Genomic DNA, 21,977 nt, shown 5'->3' with positions numbered 1-21,977 from the left:
TGTGGTTAGAATTCATACTCCAGTACAAATCTTAGCGTATGATCCTTCACCACACCGCTCACTTCTGAGATAAAACCTAATTCCCATTTTAACTGGCGCTGACCGTCAAATCGTTGCACCCCCATCAGTGCGGGGCCTAAACCAACAAAATCTTCGCCCACAAACAATTCAATAGAAGGTTGAACCTGGGGTTTCCAGCGAAACCTGTACTGCATGCGAAACTCGGTTTCAAATTCATTATGTAGCGCCTTACCCCATTCGTATACCAGAAACCAGTTCATGGTCAGGCTGTTACGTCCAAATTCCTTTTCCATCACCAGTCCAGAGGTGGCCTCCCAGGCATCTTGTTTGTGTTGTTTTTCCAACTCAAACACTAGCCCCCAATCTGCCCAGTATTTACCTTGGTCGGTAAGCATCCAGCGGCTTTCAAGTTCGTAGGCCTGCAAACCAAAATTATCGTCTCTGTCTCGTTCACCAACTATGTAAGCCTCCATGGTCACATACTCTGACAACGAGTGGCCATACCCGATACGCTGCGCCAGTACATTACGATCATCATTCTGACGCGACATAAAGCGCCACTCCAATCGCTGTTCATCGGGCAAAACGTTAGGATGGTAGACCTTGTCAACCACGTAGCCATCGGCTTGGGCCAGACAGCAAACCAGCAACGACGCCGCTGCTAAAAATTGATTTTTCATACTTCCCCCTTTGCGGCCAGAGGCGAGCGGGACAGGTGAACATGCCGGTAAAGCCAGCTAAAGGGCAGTACCACGGCTAACAAATAAATACTCAGTTGCAGCAAACCGGGCGCGGCTTCATATCCCATCAAGGAATTCAGCAAATGCCCAAGTTCAGAATTGTCCGCAATCCAATTGCTGGTATCCCAGATAGGCGTCATGGGTGGGAGCAAATCCACCTGGGTCAGAAGGTTAAGGGCGTAACTTAGTTGACCAGCCCCCCACATCAGCATCAGTAAAGCACCAGGCAACATATACCCTGCCGCCAACCACTGTCGACAAAGAATATGCAGCAACACCGCCACGCTCATGCATACGGCTCCCCCCAGAATCGTACCCATAATAAGGGCCAAAGGCGTTTGCTCATGGGCCCAATAACTAAAGAAATACACCAGGAAGTTGGCACCATCCATAGCTAGAAGCAAGGCAACTATCGCAATCGCTGACCAGCGCCAGCCGCGTCGTCTATGACTAAACTGGCAATACAAACTGAGCAGCAGCAACAGGAACGTAGCGACCTGACCGCTGAACATGAAAACCTCAACCCCGGCGCCATCAAGAAGCTCACTGAGATTATCCACCGCATGCGTTAAGCCCAGGCTGCCAAATAACCCCAGTACCAGCGCCCACCATAACCAACTGATTTGCCGGTGCGAATGATTCGCCACCGCTAATAACATGCTGATTAAAACAAACACCGGCAGGGCATCGCGTAAAAACAGGATCACGGAATTAATCAGCATTTCCGCCCTCCTGCCGAACAGCCACCACCTGTCCCCGTGCGGTATTGGGATTAAACTCACCAAAAAAATCATACACACCGGGTTTTAGCGGCCCAATGTACACTGTCGCCTTACGATTGGGGAAAATCACCTTTTCGCGGTTAAGGTCAAAACTGTCAAACTCCTCAGGGGTGTCGTCCTGGTTATGGATAACCAGCTTAACCTTGCGCCCGGCGGGCACCTCCAACCTGGCGGGGTAAAACAAATGTTCCTTAAGCACCAGCTCAAATTCATCTATCTCGGCCTGGCAGGGCAAACCAAACAACAGCAGCAGGCCAAGGGTAAGACGTCCTTTAGTCATACTTACCTCTCGTTTCGCTAAACTGCACCTGCACAGATAATCCGCCCAGCTTTACTGAGCGTTGCAATTGAATATGGGCACCGTATAAATCAACAATATGTTTCACAATGGCTAATCCCAGGCCACAACCCGTGGTACCAGACTGGTGACGATCGCCACCAACCCGATAAAAGCGTTCAAACACCCGCTCATACTCAGATTCTGGCAGACCAGGACCGGAGTCTTCCACACAAAGCCAAATACCCTGACTACGCTGCTCGACACTCACCTCGATCTGACTGCCAACCGGGCTATATTTACTGGCATTGGACACCAGATTCTGCACCAGCACATTTAATGAAAAGGCATCACCACGCATCGGCGTAGCTTTACCAGACAGGCCAATCTGTTGTTGTTTGGCATGAAGCTGAGGATACAGATTAGCAATACATTGTTGGCAAAGTTGGTAAAGGTCAACCTCAAGCCAATTCACGCTGAAATGCTCTGGGTTGGTGCGGTTTAGAAGCAAAATCTGATCGACCACATGCCCCATACGCTCAACGCCATCCGTAAGTTGAGCAAGGTTTGTGGATTTACTTCCCAGCTCCTGAGCCAGGTTATGGCAATTGATTTTCAGCACACTTAAGGGCGTGCGCAGTTCATGAGCGGCATCCGAGGCAAAGCGCCGCTCCCGCGCAAAGGCGCTATCTAATCGAACCAGCAAACGATTTATAGTTTTGAGGACTGGCTGCAGCTCTGACGGTGGTTGATTCAGTTCAACCGGGCTGAGGTCGTCGGCCTTTTTTTGTTTTAACGCATCAGACAAGCCAACCAGAGGCCGCAAACCTTGTTTTACCGCCAGAGAAATCAGCAACGCCAACAGAGGCAAACTGAATACCAACGGCTGCACTGCCGCCAACACTAATTCATCGGCCAAATCGTAGCGATGGCTTAACGGCTGGGCCAACATGAGCCAGTGTTGCGAATCAGGATAATATCGCGCCAGCGTACGCCAACGCTGACCGGAAAAGTTTTCATCGCGAAAGCCCTGCTCAAAGGCTGTCATCGGCGATTTAGGACTGTTAAAGGAATACAGCAGCAACTCGTTGTTGTGCCAAATCTGCAGAATCATCTCGGATTCTTTGCGCAATTGCCCCACCTGCATTGTCAACTGCATCGTCTCGAGCGTATCTGCCACCGCCACCAATTGGCTGTCGAACAAACTGGTAGCTCGTTCCATACTACCCCGGTAGCCTTTGATTGCAGCAAAAAACAGCACCAAGGTAATTACCGAGAGCAGTATCAATACGAGATAGCGGCGAATGGAGCTCATTTGTTTACGGTATAACCCACACCCCGGATGGTCTGAATAAAGCCAGCGGGTAATTTTTTACGCAAATGATGAACATGCACTTCAACAGCATTACTTGCCACTTCATCCCCCCACTCATACAAATGGCTTTCCAGCTGTTCGCGGGATTGAATACGGCCAGCATTTTCAATCAGGGCTTTAGCCAGCATATACTCGCGGCGAGATAACGCCAGAGGCTGCTGTTCAACCAATACCTTATGTGCCAAGGTATCCAGGGTTACCGTGCCAATAGCGATACAGCTATCATCAGAAGTTCCTAATCGTCTGGCGATAACCCGAATCCGGGCCAGTAATTCCGGCACATCGAAAGGCTTGGCAAGGTAATCGTCAGCGCCCAAATCCAAGCCCTTAATCTTATCTGCCATGCTGTCTCTAGCCGTCAATACCAGTATTGGAATACCCAGTCGCTGTTGCCTGGCTTGCTTGAGGATTTCGATGCCATCCATATCCGGTAAACCTAAATCCAGAATAGCCATATCAGCCTGTCGAGCCAGCAAAGCGGACAGTCCCTGACGGCCACTGCTAAGATGATCAACGGCAAAACCTTCGCTGCGCAGCGCCTGAATTAAGCCCGCAGCCAGTTGCATATCGTCTTCAATCAGTAAAAGTCTCATTGTTCCAACAGTCTACTATTTATTTTTGCCAGCATGGTTGAGGCCTGGCGTAAATTCAAGGAATACAAGGGGTCATCATTATCAGGTGAGGCATTAATGGCGAGCTCCAGATGCTTTTTGGCCGTTTGCGCTTGTCCTTTTTCCAGGTGATAGCGAGCAGCAGCAAGGTGATTTGCAGCGCTGTCTGGCCCAACTTTCAAAGCTTCTTCAATCAGCTTTTTCGCCTTGTGTGCATCACCAAAAGATAACGGCCAAGGTGGTGTTTCAAGATACAGCAGCGCTAACTCAGATAATGCTTCACCATCAGCAACGTAGGCATCCAAATGCGCTGCGCGGGTCAATGCATCCCTGGCGGAACGCGCCGCTCTAAGCTGAGCCAATCCGCCTGATTGGCGAGCCAGTTCATGACTGATGCGGCCTAATACCAACCAATTAACCGCACAATCCCCGCATTGGTGAGTATAGCGCTCGGCTTCTTGCTGCAGCCTTATCAAGACTCGCTGCGTTTGCTCGCCATCAATTCCGTCCATCGAATCAGCCAATTGTGTCAGAAGTGGGGTTGCCAGTTGCTGCGCCTGAGCTGGTATAGCTAATTGCCATACCAGGCACATGAACAGTCCTGTTATCCACTTATTCATCGCAATCATCCTGGTTTATTCAATCTGCTGCGACTTTAAAACACTTCCCTTAACAGAATATTAAGTTAAGACGGGCTGCGCACCTTGCATACGCTTTTCCTGCGCCATGGCCTGAACAAGCCCCTGATAAAGCGCCACGACATCATCCAGAGCTTCATCCAGAATCATTAACGAATAACGTACCTGTAGATTAACTGTTTGCCCTGATGCTGTTTCAAACGCGCTTTGAATCAGGCTTGATATCAAACCTTCCATATGTTCTTTGGCACGGATCTCATCTATATCGTTAAGGCAGACCAAAAATTCCTGACTACCCATACGCCCTATCACATCGCCAACCCGGCAAGCCTGACGAAGCTTGTCTGCAACCTGTCGCAGCACTTTTTCAATACTTCCCGGGCCATGACTAAGGTTAATACCGTCCAGGCCATCAATCTCAATTAAACTTATGGCATGGACACGCAATACAGAAGGCCGAGTAAATCCTTTCAGCTTATCCATCGCCGCACCACCGGTCAGCAATCCGGTGTGCTGATCCCGCTGCCGCTCTACCCTGCGACGGCGGTAAAACAACCAGGCGAGCAGCCCCAGCAGTGCAGCCACTACCGACAATGCGGCCACCAAACGCATGGTTGCCACGGCTTCTTTCTTCTTGATCTGTTCAAGGCTAGACTCCAAGGCCACAATGTCGGACAACATTTGCGCGACACCAAGGATCTTGGAAGATGACTGCTGAGTTTCAAATAGGCGCTGACTAACCTGGTCGTAACGCTTGAATACTGCATAGGCAGCATCAGACTGCCCCAGCACGTGATAGCTATTAACCAGCAGGCGTAAATAAGCCAAATCTTCCGACAGCTGGTAAGGCCGCTGTGGCACTTCCAGTGCAATGTAGTCGCGTAAACAGCGCAGATCTAAATCCACCAAGCAGGCTTCAGCCTGCATTCTGCGGTAAATAGTGTCCATGTCTGGGTGTGACAAGTCCGGCAGAAATACCGCCCAACGCGCCAGGCTATCTTTGAGAAGTTGCTGATTACCCTGATAAAAAGCATAACCCGCTTGCGCCTGCTGTACCCAGGCATTACTCAACGCCGTGTTCACCTGACTGTTTTGTTTAATCAGCTCGGAAAGTGCCTGATTGGCTTGTTCTAATCGACCACTATGAAGATAAGCATTGATGGCATTAAACAGCGGCATTAACAGGGTCTCTCCCTGATATACACCCTGAGACATCTGATAAGACTTAATGTACTGATCCCCCGCCAGTTCATGCTGGCCAATTAGCGCGTACAAATTGCCAATATTATTGAAAATATCCGATCTTACGGCTTGATCTTCTGCTGCAGAATAACGCTCCAGCAAGGCATAGAGTTTGGCTAGGCTTTTGTCGATATGCTGCTCGTCAATATCACAAGTAGAGGTCAACTCTAATTGCGCGCCCAGTAAAATTGATTGGGAGTCCACTCTCAGTGCTTCTTGCTCGGCGGCACGGTAATAATCACAGCGCTCTTGCGAGTGACTGCCACTGGTGACGATACCGGCTAAATATAAGGCGTAGGCTAAGTTCTCTGATCCTTCGTTTGGCGGTGGCTCGTTCAACATCTGCTCTAAGAGCTCAGAAGCTTCTTCCAGCTTGCCACCACAGGCCAGGTACTGCGCTTTACGCACCTGCAAATAAAACAGTTTGGAACGAGGTAAACTGTTATATGACAGATGTTCTTCAATTTGTGCTGCTTGCTCGTCGGTCGGACATTCATAATTGTCCGCCTGCAAAGAGCGAACTAAACCGTCTGCTGTCGACGCTGCATGTAGGGTTCCACTCCAGGCAAGTGTCACACTGCCCAGTAAACAGATTAAGCGCAAAGCTCCCTTAGTCATTCAATAACGTGCCGGTTACAGCAATACGTGCCCCATTGTAGCCAGACTATTTAGAGAATAGAAGCAAGTACCTGATAGATTGGCATTTATTAACAACGATTTGTCTTTTAAGCGTTGAATTTTCAACGTCTGTGGGCCATTAGAGCATAAAAGAGTGGACTTTATCCCCTGCACTTGGACGACAAATAACAACGCAGGGCTTCGTAAACGACATAGATTTAATTCGACTGGGTTTGCACTGAAAAGGTCACCCCAGTCTAGTTATCACGGCGATGCGAAGGCCACTCTTGTTCAGACTCAGCGGATGATTGCTGCCACTGATCACCAATAAGGGGATCTGGCTCGTCATCGTCTATGACCACTGGCGGCTCAACCACAGGTTTAGGATCCCGATGTTGAAAAAACACCGATGCCAGACATCCGGCCACAGCACCAAAAAAGTGATATTCAAAGGATATTTGCGGCTCTGTGGGGAAAATACTCATCACCATACCGCCGTAAAGGAAAAAACCGACCATCATCAGCGCCACAGACAGTTTGTCGCGGCGGATAATGGCGGATATCAGCAAGTAAAAAAACACGCCGTGGATCACGCCACTTGCCCCCACATGGGGTGCATGCCTGGCAAATAACCATACGCCGACACCTGAAAGCAGCCAAATAAGCAATAAGGCTGGCTTCCATGAACGTGGATAGCCATAGAGAAACAATGTCCCTAGCACCAACACAGGCAAGCTATTGCTAAATAGATGTATATAGGAGGCATGCAAAAATGGCGCAGTAATAATACCCGTCAGCCCGACTGCACTCCCCGGAACTAAGGCCAATGCGCTGAGATTTAAAGCGAAAAACGTCTCCGCCAGTTTCACCCACCACAGTAGACAAAGTGATAAGCAGGCTATCAGCATAGCCCGCCCCAGACTGGCCGGTTTGGTATGCGGCATCGAAGGCTCCACAATATCGCTATTAGTGTAAATATGAGGTTCGAATAAAGAGTTTAAATGCCGCAATAGCAAAAATTACCGGATAGCGCCTATTTACCTAAGAAATCGGCCGTCGAAAGTCGGTTTACTTGGCATAATAATGGCTAAGAATTTAGCGCCCAATCCTCGCGAAGTAATCCATACAAGGCAGAGTCAGATTTGTGCCCATCAACAATCCAGCGCTGACGCAGATGTCCTTCCTGCTCAAAACCTAATCGCAGTAACGCTTTGGCAGAGCCGGTATTATCTGGATCAATTTCCGCTTCAATACGGTTTAACGCCATCTGCTTAAAAGCAAATTCAAGCAGCGCTCGACCGGCTTCCTGAATATACCCTTTACCCCAAAAAGGAACACCTAAACCAAAACCAATTTCCGCTCGCTGCGAGCTCTGAACGATTTGCCATAACAGGCATTTCCCCATCAAGGTATGGTTGTGCTTGTCCACAATAGCAAAAACGTATTGTTCATCAACCAACATGCCTTGGTGGGCTGCGGCGATGTAGTTTTGCGCATCACTGATGACCGACCAGGGAGGCGTATGCCAATACGTCATTACCTGAGGGTCAGAAAAAATAGTAAACAAGGCATCAGCATCCGAATCCTCGAGATTTCTTAATATCAGTCGCTCTGTTTCCAATACGGGTAACGCTCGCATAATGGCACTCCTTGTAATGTTGCAAGCCTTGCTCAATGAGGCCTAAGTCGTTTATTTCAATCTAGGTAGGACTATTAAATATTTATGATCCCATTGCTCTAACAACAAAAACTGCTAGGTTGGCGGATTATGGCGAAAAACCACACAGGGCGGCCTGTGATAACCCAGAGATCGGGACGTCCATGAATCATCAAAATCTGGCCCAAATGCTAGGGTCATTCACGCGCTTACGCAGACTTGAGGCTAATTGGCGAGGTAAGGACTACTTTGTAGGTGATATCGCCGGCCAATACAGCGCCTTAAAACATGCGCTGCATAAAGCCCAGTTTGATCCTCGTCAGGATAGGTTATTTTGTGCAGGTAACTTGATAGATCCAGGCATAGAAAGCCGCGAAGTACTGAATTTATTAATGCAACCCTGGTTCTTCTCGGTGCTAGGGTTGCATGAACTTATGTTGCTGGACGCATTGCAACGCGGACATTATCTGCACTGGTATATGGCGGGAGGCCAATGGGCTTTTAATCAGAACCTTGAGCTCAAATGCGATTTGGTCAACATCCCTCCTCTCTTACAAGCACTTCCTATCGCCTACATTATTGAGCAAAGAAAATACCCACCGCTAGGTCTGGTAAGCGCAGCCCCCTTAAAACACTTTAGCGAAGAAGGTTTTATCCAAGCGAGTTTAGTTCAGTTACTGGACTGCCTTATTGGACATGATATATGGACCAAGAAACGTCGTTACTATAACGAACTCGATTTCGTAATCTTGGGCGGCGAACCTGCAAGAAAAAATTGGGCGAAAGGCAATATCACTGGCATCAATCTCGGTGCCGCGCTAATGCCACAACGAGGCACCCTGACGTTATTCAAACGAAAGAAACTACGTAAGACTATCGACCAGCAACTGCCTTATAAGGCATTTTAAGAGCCAGGTAAAACAAAACGATATCTGTTCAAACCCGGGTTTTTGAACAAGCTGAATGAGCGAAAATCCACTGTTTGCCAGGCTTTAGGATCCAACCAAGGCGCCAATTCCTTAACATTGTCTTTATGCATCAAGTGCATATCAAATACCGCCTCACCGCTTTTCACATATGCGGGCAATCTGCCATGCAAATGATCGTACGCCATCACAAGTGCCCAGGCACCTATCATAAAGTGCCCACCAACACTGGCGGTCACTTGGCCAGATTTAATTGCATCAACAACTTCAGGGATCCAATCAAACCCACCGATGCAATAAGTCAGGCCCTTTCTGGTTAAAGGTTCAACCGCCTCTGCTACGCCGAGCGCCATCCAATCAGACGCTGACCAGATAACACTTGTATCGGGATAGCGTCCCAGCAGTGCTTTGGTTTGCTGAACAGCCAGTGGCCGTTGCCATTTGGCATTGACCACCTGATGAACCAAAAATGGCGGTCTTTGATCAACCTCTTCCACCAGTCCGGTCTGACGCTGCAGCGCTTCCTGACCATGCAACCCATTCACTCCAACCACACCGGGACGCCCAGCCTGCGCATTTTCCTGACATGCACTGAGCAAATAGCTGCTTAGTAGTTCGCTCGCCGCCACATTGTCAAAGGCAACCTCGGCAATCCAATTTGGATAATGCTGGCCTGGCAGGCCTACATCCTCGGTCTCATGATTAAGCAAAAGATGTTCAAGGCTGATAACGCTGACCTTGGGGTAACGCTTTAAAAGCTCGAATAAGGCTTTGCCGGAGCCTGAATACACTTGCACCAATAAATAGTCGGGTTGGTCGCTGGCTAAGCGCTTTTCCAACTCTGCATGCTGGTAAATTCGATGCGCATCACCATAGACTACCATCAATTCCATACCCAGATTTTGCGCTGCCAAGCGGGTAAAAAGCTCAACCCGGCTGAAAAAGGGATCATCAGGAGTAGAGGGGGATACAAACATCACAGAGGTCGCCTGTGCGGCGAAACTCAGTAGCCAGCAACATACAAGTAAAACACTGTGCTTAAGCATTCTGAATGCTCCAACGGCTTAGTTATTTGAGTATAGTCAGGCCTTTTGTCGGGTGGGCAACATCCAGAGAAAAAGTCCAATAAACAGGTCAAATAACCCCGCCAACACTATGCCGCAACACAATCCCCAGATGATGGCGGTGGCATTTAATGGCACCCGATAATCATAGGCAGCACTGACTTCACTGAATAATTCAGGATCGGGTTGGACCAATGCATAGTAGCCACGTTGCAAGGCGTTAGTACTAAGCTGTTCTAGCATTCTCTCTAGATATTCAACCCGTTGCAGCAATTCCTCAATATTGTCTCCCCCGTCACGCACCGCGGCATCCTGGTTTTGCTGATAACGCTGAATTAACGCATGGATATCGCCGTTGGTATGCAAGTTGGCATCTTGCATAAAAGGGGTGACACTACGCTTAGCCTCGGCTAAATGGGCAGCTAAGGTATTCTCATATTGCTGGATAAAGCCCGGTGCTTGCACACCAATCAGCACTGCCGCCATAAATAGCAACAAACGCAGATATTCAACCAGTTTATTGACTAAGGCAGATAGCATATTTTCCTCACAAACGAATCAGGGCCAAGGTAATGCCCAGCAGCGCCCCGGCCAATAACACCAGAAAGGTCATCGCCATGCCCACAACACGTAACCTGAGGTTACGTCTGGGCATAGCTGCAGCATGCACAACACGCCCCATCAATAAGGTAATACCCAGACCATGAATTAACCATGGGCTTAAATGCTGCTGCTCCAACATAAACATCATCAATAGCGCCAGAGGCAAATACTCCAGCGCATTAGCATGAGCTCTGATGGCAAGTTGCAGGTCTTTGTGCCCACCGTCACCTACAGCCACCTGATGTAATCGACGCCGTCTGATAACTTGCACTGACAACCACAGTACCAGTAACAGTGACCAACCGGCATAAAACAAACTAATCACAAGAAACATCTCCCATTCAGCAGGTTCTCAGCCGATTTAACAGAAAATACACATTTCCTTACAACCCCCATATCAACTTTCTGCCACAGCCCCTCGACTTACACATCGATTGTTCAGTTACCCAGGGGAAAATACCATGAGCATAACCGATACCAGCGGTCAGGACGTGTTGCTGGCGCCCAAAGCCAGCCGCAAGAAAACTTACCTTATCATCACCGGCTTAATACTCACCAGTGCTACGCTGCTGCTGTTTCCAACCTTAAATCAGTGGTCCAGCGCACAAGCATCCATTCCTTTGCAGCGCCTTCGCTTGGCCGATGTTGTACAAGGGGACTTTGTTCGCGACTTATCAGTACAAGCACAAGTGGTGGCTGCCGTGAGTCCGCGCTTATATAGCCCGGCACAAGGAACCATCAGTTTTAGTGTGGATGCCGGTGCCCAGGTTGAAAAAGGCCAGGAACTGGCGAGTATCGACAGCCCAGAGTTAACCAACGAACTCAAGCAGGAAGAATCCAGTTTACAGAAGCAGAAAATGGAACTGGATAGAAAACGAATTCAGGCCAAAATTCAGCACCTCGAAAACCAAAAGTCTGTTGACATGGCCAATGTCTCACTGGTTGCCGCTGAACGGGAAAAGCGTCGGGCAGACAAGGCCTATGCCAGTGCGACTATCAGTCAGATTGACTTTGAAAAAGCCCAGGACGAACTAGAAAACGCCCGTCTGGTTCATCAGCATGCTGTGCAAGATGCCAAACTTGACGAAGAAAGCCTGGCCTTTGAAATTCGCTCGCAACAACTACAAGTAGATCGCCAACAATTACTGGTCGCCGACCTGCAACGTAAGGTCGATGAACTGACCCTGCGCTCACCGGTTAAGGGTATTGTCGGTAACCTGGCCGTACAAGATAAAAATCAGGTGACCCGCCACCAGGCCATTTTATCTGTGGTGGACCTCAGTCAATTCGAGCTGGAAGTCTCAATACCGGAAAGCTATGCAGACGATCTCGCCATCGGCATGGATGCTCAAGTCAATTTCAATGGCGAAACGCACCCCGCCACCCTGGTTACTCTCTCCCCTGAGATTGAGAACAATCAAGTGACCGGACGGGTGCGTTTTGCCGCCTCCACGCCTAAAGGGCTGCGTCAGAATCAGCGCCTGACGACCAGAATCCTGATGGAGAACAAAACCAATGTTCTGATGGTCCAGCGCGGCCAGTTTCTGGAAAGTGGCAACGGCACTATTGCCTACGTAGTGCGCGATGGTATGGCCAAACGCCAGCGCATAGAAACCGGTGCCCGCAGTTTATCCAGTGTGGAAATTCTGGCAGGCCTGCAAGCAGGCGACACCATCATTGTTTCAGGTACCGAGCAATTTGACGGCGCCGAGTGGATCCAAATCACCAACTAGCAAGCACGGCCATTTGCCTGGCTACGCACAAATAAAAAAGGAAATCTATTATGTTGAACATGCAGAACGTGACCAAAATATTCCGTACTGATCTGGTAGAAACCCGCGCCCTGAGCGATTTCAATCTGCACGTTAAAGAAGGTGAGTTTGTGACCGTCACCGGCCCGTCTGGCTCGGGGAAAACCACCTTTTTAAACATTGCTGGCTTACTTGAGAGCTTTGATGATGGCGTCTACGACTTAGATGGTGAGAATGTTCGTCATCTTAACGACACCCAGCGCAGTCGCCTGCGTAATGAGAAAATTGGCTTTATCTTCCAAAGCTTCAATTTGATCCCCGATCTGGACTTGTTCGACAACGTCGATGTACCACTGCGTTATCGAGGTTTTAACGGCAGTGAACGAAAGCGCCGCATTGAGCGTTGCCTGGAATTAGTGGGCCTGGCGAACCGAATGAAACACCTACCAGCCCAGTTATCCGGTGGCCAACAACAGCGGGTTGCCATTGCCCGGGCGCTGGCCGGCGAGCCGAGATTTTTACTGGCGGATGAACCCACCGGAAACCTTGATAGCAAGATGGCGCACAGCGTGATGCAGCTACTCAAAGATATCAATGATGAAGGCACCACTATTGTCATGGTGACTCATGATCCTTCTCTGGCGCGGGAAGCCAAGCGCAATATCTTTGTCAAAGACGGCAAGGTCAGTGACGTTACACACATCTCGGCCAGCGCGCCGGAGCCGATTGCCAGCATCAGCGCATCGGGAGCCCGCCATGTTTAACTACTATCTGCGGCTGGCGCTGCTTAGCATACGTCGGAATCCGATTCTCAGTGCGCTCATGGTGGCCGCCATCGCCTTGGGCATTGGTGCCAGCATGACCACTATCACGGTCAACTATCTGATGTCTTCGAACCCTATCCCGCAGAAAAGCGACCAGCTTTATTACGTGCAGGTGGACAGCTGGGACCCGAACGAACCGGCTGAAGAACCCAATGAGCCACCGGAACAGCTGACCTGGACAGACGCCAACAACTTATACGCCGCACAAAAGGCCCAGCGCCAAGTAATTATGGCTACCACGGCCGCAGTAGTAGAGCCGCCGAGCCAGGATGCCAAGCCCTTTAACGCTTATATTCGACTGACCACAAACGAGTTTTTTCCGATGTTTGACGTGCCCTTTTTGTATGGCGGACATTGGCAGGCCAGCGCCGATAAAGGTCGTGAGCAAGTGGTGGTACTAAGCCGAAAAAGCAATGACAAGATTTTTGGCGGTGAAAACTCAGTTGGCCGCAGTTTAAGACTCGCGGGACGCCAGTTCACCGTGGTGGGTGTATTAGAAAGCTGGTACCCAGCCCCCAAATTCTACGATGTTGGCACAGGCGCATTTGAAGAACCTGAAGATCTGTATATCCCGTTTTTGCTCAAAGAAGAACTGCAACTACCCAACGGTGGTAACACCAACTGCTGGAAAACCCCGGAAGATGACAGCTTTGCCGGATTTCTCCGTTCTGAATGCATCAACTATCAGATGTGGGTGGAGTTGCCCGAAGAACAGGACAAACAAGCTTATCTGGCATTTTTGAATAACTATGCCAATGAACAGAAAGCCTTGGGGCGCTTCCCCCGGCCATTGAACAATCGTCTGTCCGATGTAATGCAATGGATGGAAAACCGCCAAGTTGTCACCGATGATGCCAGAGTCATGCTATGGCTAAGCCTGATGTTCCTGGTGGTATGCCTGCTTAATACCGTGGGATTGCTACTCGCCAAGTTCAGTGGCAAGTCTGCTGAGATTGGCTTACGCCGAGCCATAGGCGCCTCTCGCCAGGCTTTGTTTTATCAACATTTGGTAGAAACGGCGTGTATAGGCCTGACCGGTGGTATTGCCGGATTGGCTCTGGCTTATCTGGGCTTACTTGGGATCGGCAGTTTATATGGCAGCTTTGCCGACAACCTCTCCAGTCTGGACATCAACATGGTACTGCTGGCTTTGCTGCTATCGCTGATAAGCAGCATTGCCGCAGGACTGTATCCAACCTGGCGCGCCTGCAGTATTGCACCGGCAAGCCAATTGAAAAGCCAGTAAGGAGCGCATCATGTTACATCTTTCAAGTTGGGAAATAGGCCCCATTTTTCGCGCCATGACACGCAATAAAGTCGGTGCGGTACTTATTGCACTGCAAGTGGCGGTAACCATGTGCATTATCGTCAATGCCGTGCATATCCTGATGGAACGTACCATGCAAATGGCGCGTGACAGCGGAATTGACGAAGCCAATAGCTTCTATCTTTCCAGTACCGGCTTTGCCGACGATTTTAACGACCAGGTGGTGATCCAGACGGACTTAGATGCAATACGCGCCCTGCCCGGTGTGATTGACGCTATGCAGATAAATGCTATTCCCATTAGTGGCGGCGGCTGGTCGATGGGTCTGCAAACCCAGCCAGGGGCCGAGTTTGAGGGTGTAGGTACTGCAGTCTATATGGTGGATGACCATGTACTGAATACCCTGGACCTTGAACTCATTGCCGGTGAAGCGTTCAAGCCCAGCGATATACGCTGGCGGCAGCGCTCTCAGCGGGATTGGCCGGCGGAAATCATCATCACCAGAGCACTGGCCGAGAACCTGTTTCCTGAGCAGTCCTATCAGGATACCGTAGGCAAAACCTTGTATATCAATGATGACGAGCCTGTCATTGTCAAAGGCATTATTGATAAGCTTCAGGCCCCTTGGGTGGGCTGGGAAAGGCTGGAGAATGCCATGTTGTCTCCCGAGCAGACCTTGTTCAGCTCAAGTACGTACTTTATCCGTACAGAGCCAGGAAGGTTGGACGAGTTAATGCCAGCGGTCGAACAAATGCTGGCCGATAGCAACAAAGGACGGGTTGTCCGGGGATTACGCAGTATGCAGGAAACCCGGGATCGCACCTATCGTCGTGATCAGGCCATGATCAAAATCCTCACCACAGTGATGATTACCCTAACCCTGGTGACAGCCCTGGGTATAGTCGGGCTGGCCAGTTTTAATGTTAATCGCCGTCGCAAACAAATCGGCACACGCCGCGCGCTGGGTGCCAGTCAAGTATCAGTATTACGCTACTTTATGCTGGAAAACTTTTTGATTAGTTCAATGGGCGTGATTTTGGGTGCAGTACTGACAGTTGGACTTAATATTTATCTGGTGCAGAGTTTGGGTTTGACCAAACTGCACTGGTGGCTGATTCCAGTTGGCATGCTGACTCTGTGGCTGGTCGGCCAGCTAGCAGTTTTGGGGCCGGCCCGCCGCGCAGCAGCAACCTCCCCCGCCATTGCCACCCGAACTGTGTAACGCAAGTAAGGCGGCTCTTGCCGCCTTTCCTTCAATCAAACTGCCCGACTTGGTAAGAGCCTACGTCAGCACCCAAACCAACGCAGAATCGATTCCAGCCGTTTATGGCATTAATGGCTAAGGTCAAATCCGTCATTTGCTTGTCGGTAAAGTGTCGCTTTACCCGCTCAAAGCAATCTTCCGTTACGCTGACCTGACTGAGTCTGGTCAGCACCTCACACCATTCAAGCGCAGCGCGCTCTTGCTGGGTGTAAATGGGAGACTCCTGCCAGGCATTGAGCAAATAGAGCCGTTGTTCTGTCTCTCCCATGGCCCTGGCGTCTTTACTATGCATATCCAGGCAAAACGCACAGTTGTTTATCTGTGATACCCGCATTTTTACCAGTTCGAGTAAGCTTTTGGGCAAACCTTCCGGGGTATCAGCTAACTTGCTGATATAGTTTTCCAGCCCCATCATGGCCTGAATGGCGCCGGGTGCACTTTGATAAAAATTAACTCTGAATGACATAAGATGGCTCCTTGGGTTGTTATCGCTGACCTGTAGAGTACCCGCTGTCGTTTTGGCAAAATTGTATAAACTCGACTTGGCAGCACCGATAGTGCCACTGGAGATTGAAAACCGGGTTCAGTACACTAGAGCAGCAGCTTAGCGTCTGATCCTAAAGTGCCGGATTTGAACAGAATCCACACTTACATGCTGATTACGCCCTAAATCCAATCCGTTACTGGTGATTGATTATGCATAACCTGGCCCATATGGGCTTTAGCTTACATTCCCCATGTTCTTTGTTGGCAGAACACATCAACTGCTATTGGACGATCAAGGCGGCACATTGTGATCTGTTGCAACGTGCTGAGTTTATGCATCCTGAAGGTGGCAGCGGAATTGTCTTTAACTTTGCCGACCCGATGCAATTTAATCACAACTGGCTAGCCGGCCATTGTCTGGTTAATGGTCCCACAAGAAAAACGACTCGCTTAACCTTGTTTGGCAAAGTTGACGCCTTAGGGGTTCGTTTTAAGCCAGGTAAAGGCATGGTGTTATTTGCCATGCCGCTTGCCCAGGTTGTGGATACGCAAGCAGATATTAGTGACATTCTGCCAAACTTCCCCGGTCAGGAACTCGCTGAGCGTATGGCCCCCCTTGATACCCCTGCACGTATTCAACTGTTGGAACAACAATTATTGCGCCTGTTATCACTGGATTTAGGTGAACAGCATTGCTTTGAAAACGCGGTAAGCCGCATTCAGTTGGCCTGTGGACAACAACCTATCCAGCATATATTTCAGGATATGGGTATAGGCCAGCGTCAGTTAGAACGCCAGTTTGGCCGCTGGTTGGGCATGTCTCCCAAGCAATACAGCAAACTTCAGCGTATTAGTCTGGCCAGAGATTTACTCAAAAACGCACAAGATAATCAATCGTTGACCGATTTAGCCTTGCAGGCTGGATACTACGATCAAGCGCATTTTATTCACGAGTTCAAGCAAGTGGTAGGGATAACACCAGGGCAATACCTGAAAAGAAAGCAATGTGATCATTTAATAGAACCACCGACGAGCACTAATACAACCGGCATCGTCGGCAATTCCCGTTGAGAAAAGCCTTGTCCGTGAGAGGGCACCCAAAACAGCCTTTCCTGCAACCCGGTTTGATGGGCCTCCCCATCTTTTTCCTAGTTGTTTGGATGATCAAACAGACCATCCTCATTCCCCGCCTGAAATTGTCTGGCATTAAGTGAGGTTCTTGTTAAACAAGGCTTATGCTGCACCTTGCCCATCTGTCGATTCAAACGAGTTAACCTTAATTCTTGTAAGTTCAGTCTTAAGCACTAAAAATCGTGATTTACGGACCCTTAAGGTAAGGGGTTTTCGAGAAATATCAGGAATATTGCAGACCGATAAAAGCTTGTCCCATCATGGAACAAGCTTTGGGTAAACCCGGTATCAGACGAAAACCGGGTTTAAGGCTGTTTACAGACGGCCACGTACACCGAAGGTCCAACGACGCTCGTAGACGTTTTGTGTCACGATGTTGTCTTCCCACTGTGCATAGATATTCTCGAATTCCTCAGTAATGTTGCTACCTTGCAGGTAGATACTGACGTTGTCGGTAATATCGTAGCTGGCAGACATATCCACATACAGTGTGTCATCTGCCCAAATCGGCAATACACCCTCGCCTATTCCAAAGCCCAGACTATCCAGTCTGTCGCTGCGGTAGTTCGCCGCGATACGGAATTGCAGGCCATCACGGTCATACCACAAGATAGCGTTAGCTGAGCGCTCTGAGTTGTCCTGAATAGGTAGATCAGCGCCATACACATCAACGTTGGCACTATCGCTTGGTGCATAGGTCAGGTTAACTGTTGTACCAAAACCACCTAATACACCAGGCAGGAAGTCAAACGCCTGATGGTAAGCCAATTCAATACCATCAATGCTGCCACCTTCACCGTTGATCTCGGTATTTACCGGCACTTCACGGCGTACAACACCGTCAATATCAGGTAGCGCCATCATGACCTGACCGCGTTCTATAAAGGATTCAATATCCATTTTGAACAGGCCAACACTGACCAGGCTTGACGCATCAAAGTACCATTCCGCTGACAGGTTGTAATTGCTGGCACGCCATGGCTCGAGATCCGGGTTACCATTACGACTACCGTTAATCGCCACCAACAAGTCCGGACTCACGCCCAATTCGGCAGCCAACACATCCCCTGCACGGGTACGCCCCACACTGATACCACCAGACAACTGGCTCATGTTCAGGCTGGTCATGGTTTTGCCATAAGCCGCACGGATCAGGAAGTCGTCGGTAATGTTGAAGGTGATATTGGCCGCTGGCAGGAAGTCTGAGTAGCTACGTTCCAGCACCTCGTAACCCGCAGTATTCGCCGCGGTACAAAGTGAACAAGGACGTCCGTCACCGATAATGTACTGTCCAATATCCAAAGAGGTCTTGATGTACTTGCCGCCGACATTGGCCTTATAAGGAATGCCAGCTAGTTCGCCATCAAAGTTAGCCTGCAGGTAAGCGGTTTGGGTTACTTCTTCGATATCGAAAGAACGCGACGGTCTGGACAAGCGTTTGTTACCTGGATACAGCGCGTTTTGGAAAGCAAAAGGATCATCCAGTGCTTTGGGGTTGATCATGTAGAAACTATCACCACTGGCAGGACCAAAACCATCCACTTTATGCACCCAGCCATCCGGCAGGTCAGTAAAGAAGTTGGTGTTGCCAATGGTCAGGTCGCCTTGTGAAACATTCACTGTGCCATCGCCATTGGTGTCACCCAGCGCGGCACTGGAGTCTTTCCACATAACATCTGCGGTAAACTGCCCACCGGTCATAGGTGCAACCAGGATATACGTATCACGCTCTACATCACGTTTGCCCCAACGCAGACCAAACTCTACGTTGGACAGGTGATCACCTTCAAACTCATAGGTTCCGTCAGCACGCAATACATCCAATGTCGCCTCTTCATCGAAGTTATTCTCAGAGTAGGTAGAAACCAGATTATATTTGCTCACATCAGAGCCAAAGCCTTGATCATAGCCCAGCGTGATGTACTTACCGGTACGATCAAAATCAACTTTGATAGGATCCGGGCCGTATCCATTGGGGTTCACAGGGGTGGCAACACCAGTGCTGTTGGTAAATGCCGCGTGCTGCGCACCGCTGGTCAGGTAAGAGTGAGCAACGTTTTCAGTATGCGAACGCTCGGCATCACCACGCAAGTAGCGCACTGAGCCGCTGAACGGACCTTCACCCTGATAATTCAGTTGCAGATTGATATTGGTTGATTCGCGGTCGTTGGTCAGACTCTCGGAATAAGAGCTTACCCGACGCACCAATAACTCAGCCTGGTTTACTGTATAGATACTGCCGCCCAACGGCCCTGGCGCACGCTCGATAAAATTATCCGAATACGCCCAGATGTTGCCTCGCGCGTTATCGATCATCAGACCTTGCTGACGATCCGCATCATCCATATTGGTGTAGAAAACGTCCGCTAAGAATTCCAGATTATCACTGACTGTAGCCTGGAAACTGGCGCTAAGACCCAAGCGATCACGCTCGGTTTGCTTATCCATCATGCCGTGAAAACGCTGGCTCAGATAACTATCGTTATTGTCACCGTCGCCATTGAAATCACGTTTATCGCCGGTTTGCTCACCCTGCAAATCGAAAGACGTCAAGATTGTACCGTAGCGATAGTTGGCTAGCGTGTTGGTGTCATAGGAAGCAGTAAACATCACGCCCATGTCATCACCACGATAACCGGCAAATGCCACTAGTTTGTGGTCGTTTTCTTTAGACAGACTGCCACGGGTTGCTTCTACTACGCCATTTAAGGTTAGCCCTTGCTCCAAATTAAAGGGACGTAGGGTCTGCAGATTCAATGTACCGGAAATACCACCAGCCAGCATATTGGCCGTTGGTGATTTATGCACAGAAATGGCTGACACCAAAGGTGCCGGAATATCGCTGAAGTCCGGCTGCACTGTGGTAATTGAACCAGCACTTAGCAACTGCTCACCGTTCAACAAGGTAGTAACCTGCGGCATACCACGTACGTTAACCGTTGAACCTTCACCGGCAGAGCGACGAATCTGCACCCCGGGTATACGCTGCAGCGTATCAGAGATAGTGACGTCCGGCAGTTTACCGATATCTTCAGCCGTTATGGCATCCGTCACCCCATCACTAAAACGTTTTTCATTCAAATTGCGCTTATGGCTCGCGGCGATACCGCGAACCTCCAGCACTTCCACATCGTCTGCAGCCACGTCCTGCGCCATTGCAACGGGTGCTGCAATGCCACTAAGGATGAGGGTAACGTTGGCTGCGACCAAGTGACGTTTAAACCGTTGAGGTTTCATTATATGTCTCCTGTTTCTTGTTATTGCTCACGTCTTGGGTTGACAAAATCATTGATGATGATTAACTTTGTCTCGCTTGTTACTTTTTACCAACACATTTCACATTAACGGGTATTTTTTAACACTCATATCAATACAAATGCAATGGTTATTTTTTAATGGCTTTATTCGGGCAAGATATGGGCTTAACAATTTACCGAGGATACAACCATGACACTGAGTAGTAATAAGGTGCTGACATTCAGTAAAGGCCAAGGCAATGCCGAGCTTTTGCAGCAAGGATGGAGCCTGCTGGAAGAGGACGTTAGCTTGCCGGTTGCCGTGTTAAGCCGCAGCGCCTTACAAAACAACCTGTCATGGATGAAAAACTATGCGCAGCAAACTGGTGTGCGCTTAGCCCCGCATGGCAAAACCAGCATGGCACCGGCGTTATTTGCCATGCAACTTGAAGCTGGTAGCTGGGCTATGAGTCTGGCCACTGCTCCACAAGTGGTTGCAGCAGCCAGAAGCGGTATTAAACGCATATTGATGGCCAATCAGTTAGTCGGTAAACGCAATATGCAGCTGATTGCCGAGCAAATTCGCAGTGGTTTAGAGTTTTTCTGCTTTGTGGACTCCATAGCCAATGCTGAAGCCCTAAATGCCTTCTTCTCTGCACAAAATCTACAGCTAAACCTGTTATTGGAGATGGGGGTTCCTCAGGGGCGTTGTGGCGTTCGAAGCGTCGAGCAGGCCAATGCACTTTGCCAACAGATTAACGCACTCCCGGCATTAGATTTACGTGGGATCGCTTTTTATGAGGGCGTTATTCACGGCCCGGATGCCCCGGCCCGCATTAGTGAGTTTGTCAGCGGGATCCGCACGCTAGCCCTTAGTTGGCGTGAACAGAAACGCTTTGCCGATGACGAGATCATTCTGACCGGCGCCGGCTCTGCCTGGTATGACATAGTAGCAGAGCAGATGGATCCCACTAACCTGCCCGATGATATGGCCGTGGTTATCCGCCCAGGCTGTTATTTGATCCACGACACCGGTATCTACCAGGATGCACAGGCCGAGGTGAAAGCCAGAAGCCGAATGGCCTGCGATATCAAAGGTGACCTGATCAGCAGTTTGCAGGTTTGGGCATATGTGCAGTCTATACCCGAGCCGGGCATGGCGGTTATTGGCCTGGGTAAGCGAGATGCGGCCTTTGATGCTGGCTTGCCGACACCGGTTTTACACCATCGTCCGGGGGATGCCTCACCAAGCGCCGTACCCTCGCATTGGAAGCTCACCCGTATCATGGATCAGCATGCCATGCTGCAAGTTAATCCAAAAGATGAGCTAACGGTTGGCGATATCTTGTGTTTTTCCACTTCACATCCCTGTCTAACCATGGATAAATGGCGTTATCTGGGAATTGTCGACGACGATTACTGCGTCCGGCAATTAATCGAAACCTGTTTCTAACGCCATTGGGG

21 protein-coding genes are annotated in these 21,977 nt (G+C 49.6%); 7 read left to right on the top strand and 14 right to left on the bottom strand.

Annotation, left to right across the window (positions count from 1 at the left end):
• Positions 1-5: 5 nt before the first annotated feature.
• The 9 genes from J0A65_RS17220 to J0A65_RS17180 form a co-directional block, all read right to left on the bottom strand.
• The gene (locus J0A65_RS17220; RefSeq protein WP_206595579.1) at positions 6-701 is read right to left on the bottom strand and encodes a hypothetical protein; all 696 of its coding nucleotides are present in this window, start codon (positions 699-701) and stop codon (positions 6-8) included.
• The gene (locus J0A65_RS17215) at positions 698-1,483 is read right to left on the bottom strand and encodes a hypothetical protein (RefSeq protein WP_206595577.1); all 786 of its coding nucleotides are present in this window, start codon (positions 1,481-1,483) and stop codon (positions 698-700) included. The genes J0A65_RS17220 and J0A65_RS17215 overlap by 4 nt, the downstream gene beginning before the upstream one ends.
• Entirely contained in the window at positions 1,473-1,823 is a 351-nt protein-coding gene (locus J0A65_RS17210) for a cupredoxin domain-containing protein (RefSeq protein WP_206595576.1), read from the bottom strand. Before J0A65_RS17210 ends, J0A65_RS17215 begins: the two co-directional genes overlap by 11 nt.
• A complete protein-coding gene (locus tag J0A65_RS17205; RefSeq protein WP_206595574.1) occupies positions 1,816-3,135 on the bottom strand; it encodes an ATP-binding protein in 1,320 nt (439 codons plus the stop codon). Before J0A65_RS17205 ends, J0A65_RS17210 begins: the two co-directional genes overlap by 8 nt.
• The gene (locus tag J0A65_RS17200) at positions 3,132-3,788 is read right to left on the bottom strand and encodes a response regulator (RefSeq protein ID WP_206595572.1); all 657 of its coding nucleotides are present in this window, start codon (positions 3,786-3,788) and stop codon (positions 3,132-3,134) included. Before J0A65_RS17200 ends, J0A65_RS17205 begins: the two co-directional genes overlap by 4 nt.
• Positions 3,785-4,426, bottom strand: coding sequence for a tetratricopeptide repeat protein (locus J0A65_RS17195; protein WP_206595569.1), 642 nt, complete (start codon positions 4,424-4,426; stop codon positions 3,785-3,787). Before J0A65_RS17195 ends, J0A65_RS17200 begins: the two co-directional genes overlap by 4 nt.
• Before the next feature lie 60 nt (positions 4,427-4,486).
• Entirely contained in the window at positions 4,487-6,304 is a 1,818-nt protein-coding gene (locus J0A65_RS17190; RefSeq protein WP_206595568.1) for a diguanylate cyclase domain-containing protein, read from the bottom strand.
• Positions 6,305-6,561: 257 nt separating this feature from the next.
• Complete coding sequence (locus J0A65_RS17185) at positions 6,562-7,248, bottom strand: rhomboid family intramembrane serine protease (protein ID WP_206595564.1); 687 nt, start codon at positions 7,246-7,248, stop codon at positions 6,562-6,564.
• Between the two features lie 143 nt (positions 7,249-7,391).
• A complete protein-coding gene (locus J0A65_RS17180) occupies positions 7,392-7,943 on the bottom strand; it encodes a GNAT family N-acetyltransferase (protein WP_206595563.1) in 552 nt (183 codons plus the stop codon).
• 182 nt (positions 7,944-8,125) lie between these two features.
• Between J0A65_RS17180 and J0A65_RS17175 the strand changes: the two genes are divergently transcribed.
• Positions 8,126-8,869 (top strand): metallophosphoesterase, encoded by a 744-nt coding sequence (locus J0A65_RS17175; protein WP_206595561.1) that lies wholly within the window; start codon positions 8,126-8,128, stop codon positions 8,867-8,869.
• On the opposite strand, the gene J0A65_RS17170 is transcribed toward J0A65_RS17175, so the two are convergent.
• From J0A65_RS17170 to J0A65_RS17160, 3 genes are read right to left on the bottom strand one after another with little or no spacing between them, the layout of a single operon-like run.
• On the bottom strand, positions 8,866-9,933 hold the full coding sequence (locus J0A65_RS17170; RefSeq protein ID WP_206595559.1) for an ABC transporter substrate-binding protein: 1,068 nt from the start codon (positions 9,931-9,933) through the stop codon (positions 8,866-8,868). The two genes, J0A65_RS17175 and J0A65_RS17170, sit on opposite strands and share 4 nt — an antisense overlap.
• Before the next feature lie 36 nt (positions 9,934-9,969).
• Positions 9,970-10,491: a DUF2937 family protein gene (locus J0A65_RS17165; RefSeq protein ID WP_206595557.1), complete on the bottom strand. Its 522-nt coding sequence runs from the start codon at positions 10,489-10,491 to the stop codon at positions 9,970-9,972.
• Positions 10,492-10,498: 7 nt separating this feature from the next.
• Positions 10,499-10,888, bottom strand: a complete 390-nt coding sequence (locus tag J0A65_RS17160; protein WP_206595556.1) for an MAPEG family protein — start codon at positions 10,886-10,888, stop codon at positions 10,499-10,501.
• 127 nt (positions 10,889-11,015) lie between these two features.
• On the opposite strand from J0A65_RS17160, the gene J0A65_RS17155 reads away from it, so the two are divergent.
• The 4 genes from J0A65_RS17155 to J0A65_RS17140 are packed head-to-tail and all read left to right on the top strand — an operon-like array spanning position 11,016 to position 15,618.
• Positions 11,016-12,287 (top strand): efflux RND transporter periplasmic adaptor subunit, encoded by a 1,272-nt coding sequence (locus J0A65_RS17155; protein WP_206595554.1) that lies wholly within the window; start codon positions 11,016-11,018, stop codon positions 12,285-12,287.
• A 50-nt stretch (positions 12,288-12,337) separates the two neighbouring features.
• On the top strand, positions 12,338-13,069 hold the full coding sequence (locus J0A65_RS17150) for an ABC transporter ATP-binding protein (RefSeq protein WP_206595552.1): 732 nt from the start codon (positions 12,338-12,340) through the stop codon (positions 13,067-13,069).
• Positions 13,062-14,375, top strand: a complete 1,314-nt coding sequence (locus J0A65_RS17145) for an ABC transporter permease (RefSeq protein WP_206595551.1) — start codon at positions 13,062-13,064, stop codon at positions 14,373-14,375. The genes J0A65_RS17150 and J0A65_RS17145 overlap by 8 nt, the downstream gene beginning before the upstream one ends.
• Before the next feature lie 10 nt (positions 14,376-14,385).
• Positions 14,386-15,618, top strand: a complete 1,233-nt coding sequence (locus tag J0A65_RS17140; protein ID WP_206595549.1) for an ABC transporter permease — start codon at positions 14,386-14,388, stop codon at positions 15,616-15,618.
• 31 nt (positions 15,619-15,649) lie between these two features.
• On the opposite strand, the gene J0A65_RS17135 is transcribed toward J0A65_RS17140, so the two are convergent.
• Complete coding sequence (locus J0A65_RS17135; RefSeq protein WP_206595548.1) at positions 15,650-16,126, bottom strand: carboxymuconolactone decarboxylase family protein; 477 nt, start codon at positions 16,124-16,126, stop codon at positions 15,650-15,652.
• 230 nt (positions 16,127-16,356) lie between these two features.
• Here J0A65_RS17135 and J0A65_RS17130 point away from each other — a divergent pair, with 230 nt between their 5' ends.
• Positions 16,357-17,217 carry an AraC family transcriptional regulator gene (locus J0A65_RS17130; RefSeq protein WP_206595547.1) on the top strand — a complete coding sequence of 287 codons (861 nt, stop codon included), beginning with the start codon at positions 16,357-16,359 and terminating at the stop codon, positions 17,215-17,217.
• Between the two features lie 375 nt (positions 17,218-17,592).
• On the opposite strand, the gene J0A65_RS17125 is transcribed toward J0A65_RS17130, so the two are convergent.
• Positions 17,593-20,514: a TonB-dependent receptor gene (locus J0A65_RS17125; protein ID WP_206595545.1), complete on the bottom strand. Its 2,922-nt coding sequence runs from the start codon at positions 20,512-20,514 to the stop codon at positions 17,593-17,595.
• Positions 20,515-20,724: 210 nt separating this feature from the next.
• Between J0A65_RS17125 and J0A65_RS17120 the strand changes: the two genes are divergently transcribed.
• On the top strand, positions 20,725-21,966 hold the full coding sequence (locus J0A65_RS17120) for an amino acid deaminase (protein WP_206595544.1): 1,242 nt from the start codon (positions 20,725-20,727) through the stop codon (positions 21,964-21,966).
• The last annotated feature ends 11 nt before the right edge of the window (positions 21,967-21,977 follow it).

Origin of the sequence: Bowmanella yangjiangensis (assembly GCF_017255015.1) — a bacterium.
Classification (GTDB): Bacteria; Pseudomonadota; Gammaproteobacteria; order Enterobacterales; family Alteromonadaceae; genus Bowmanella; species Bowmanella yangjiangensis.
The sequence above is the reverse complement of the archived record's forward strand: the minus strand, read 5'-3'. Positions and strand labels throughout refer to the sequence as shown.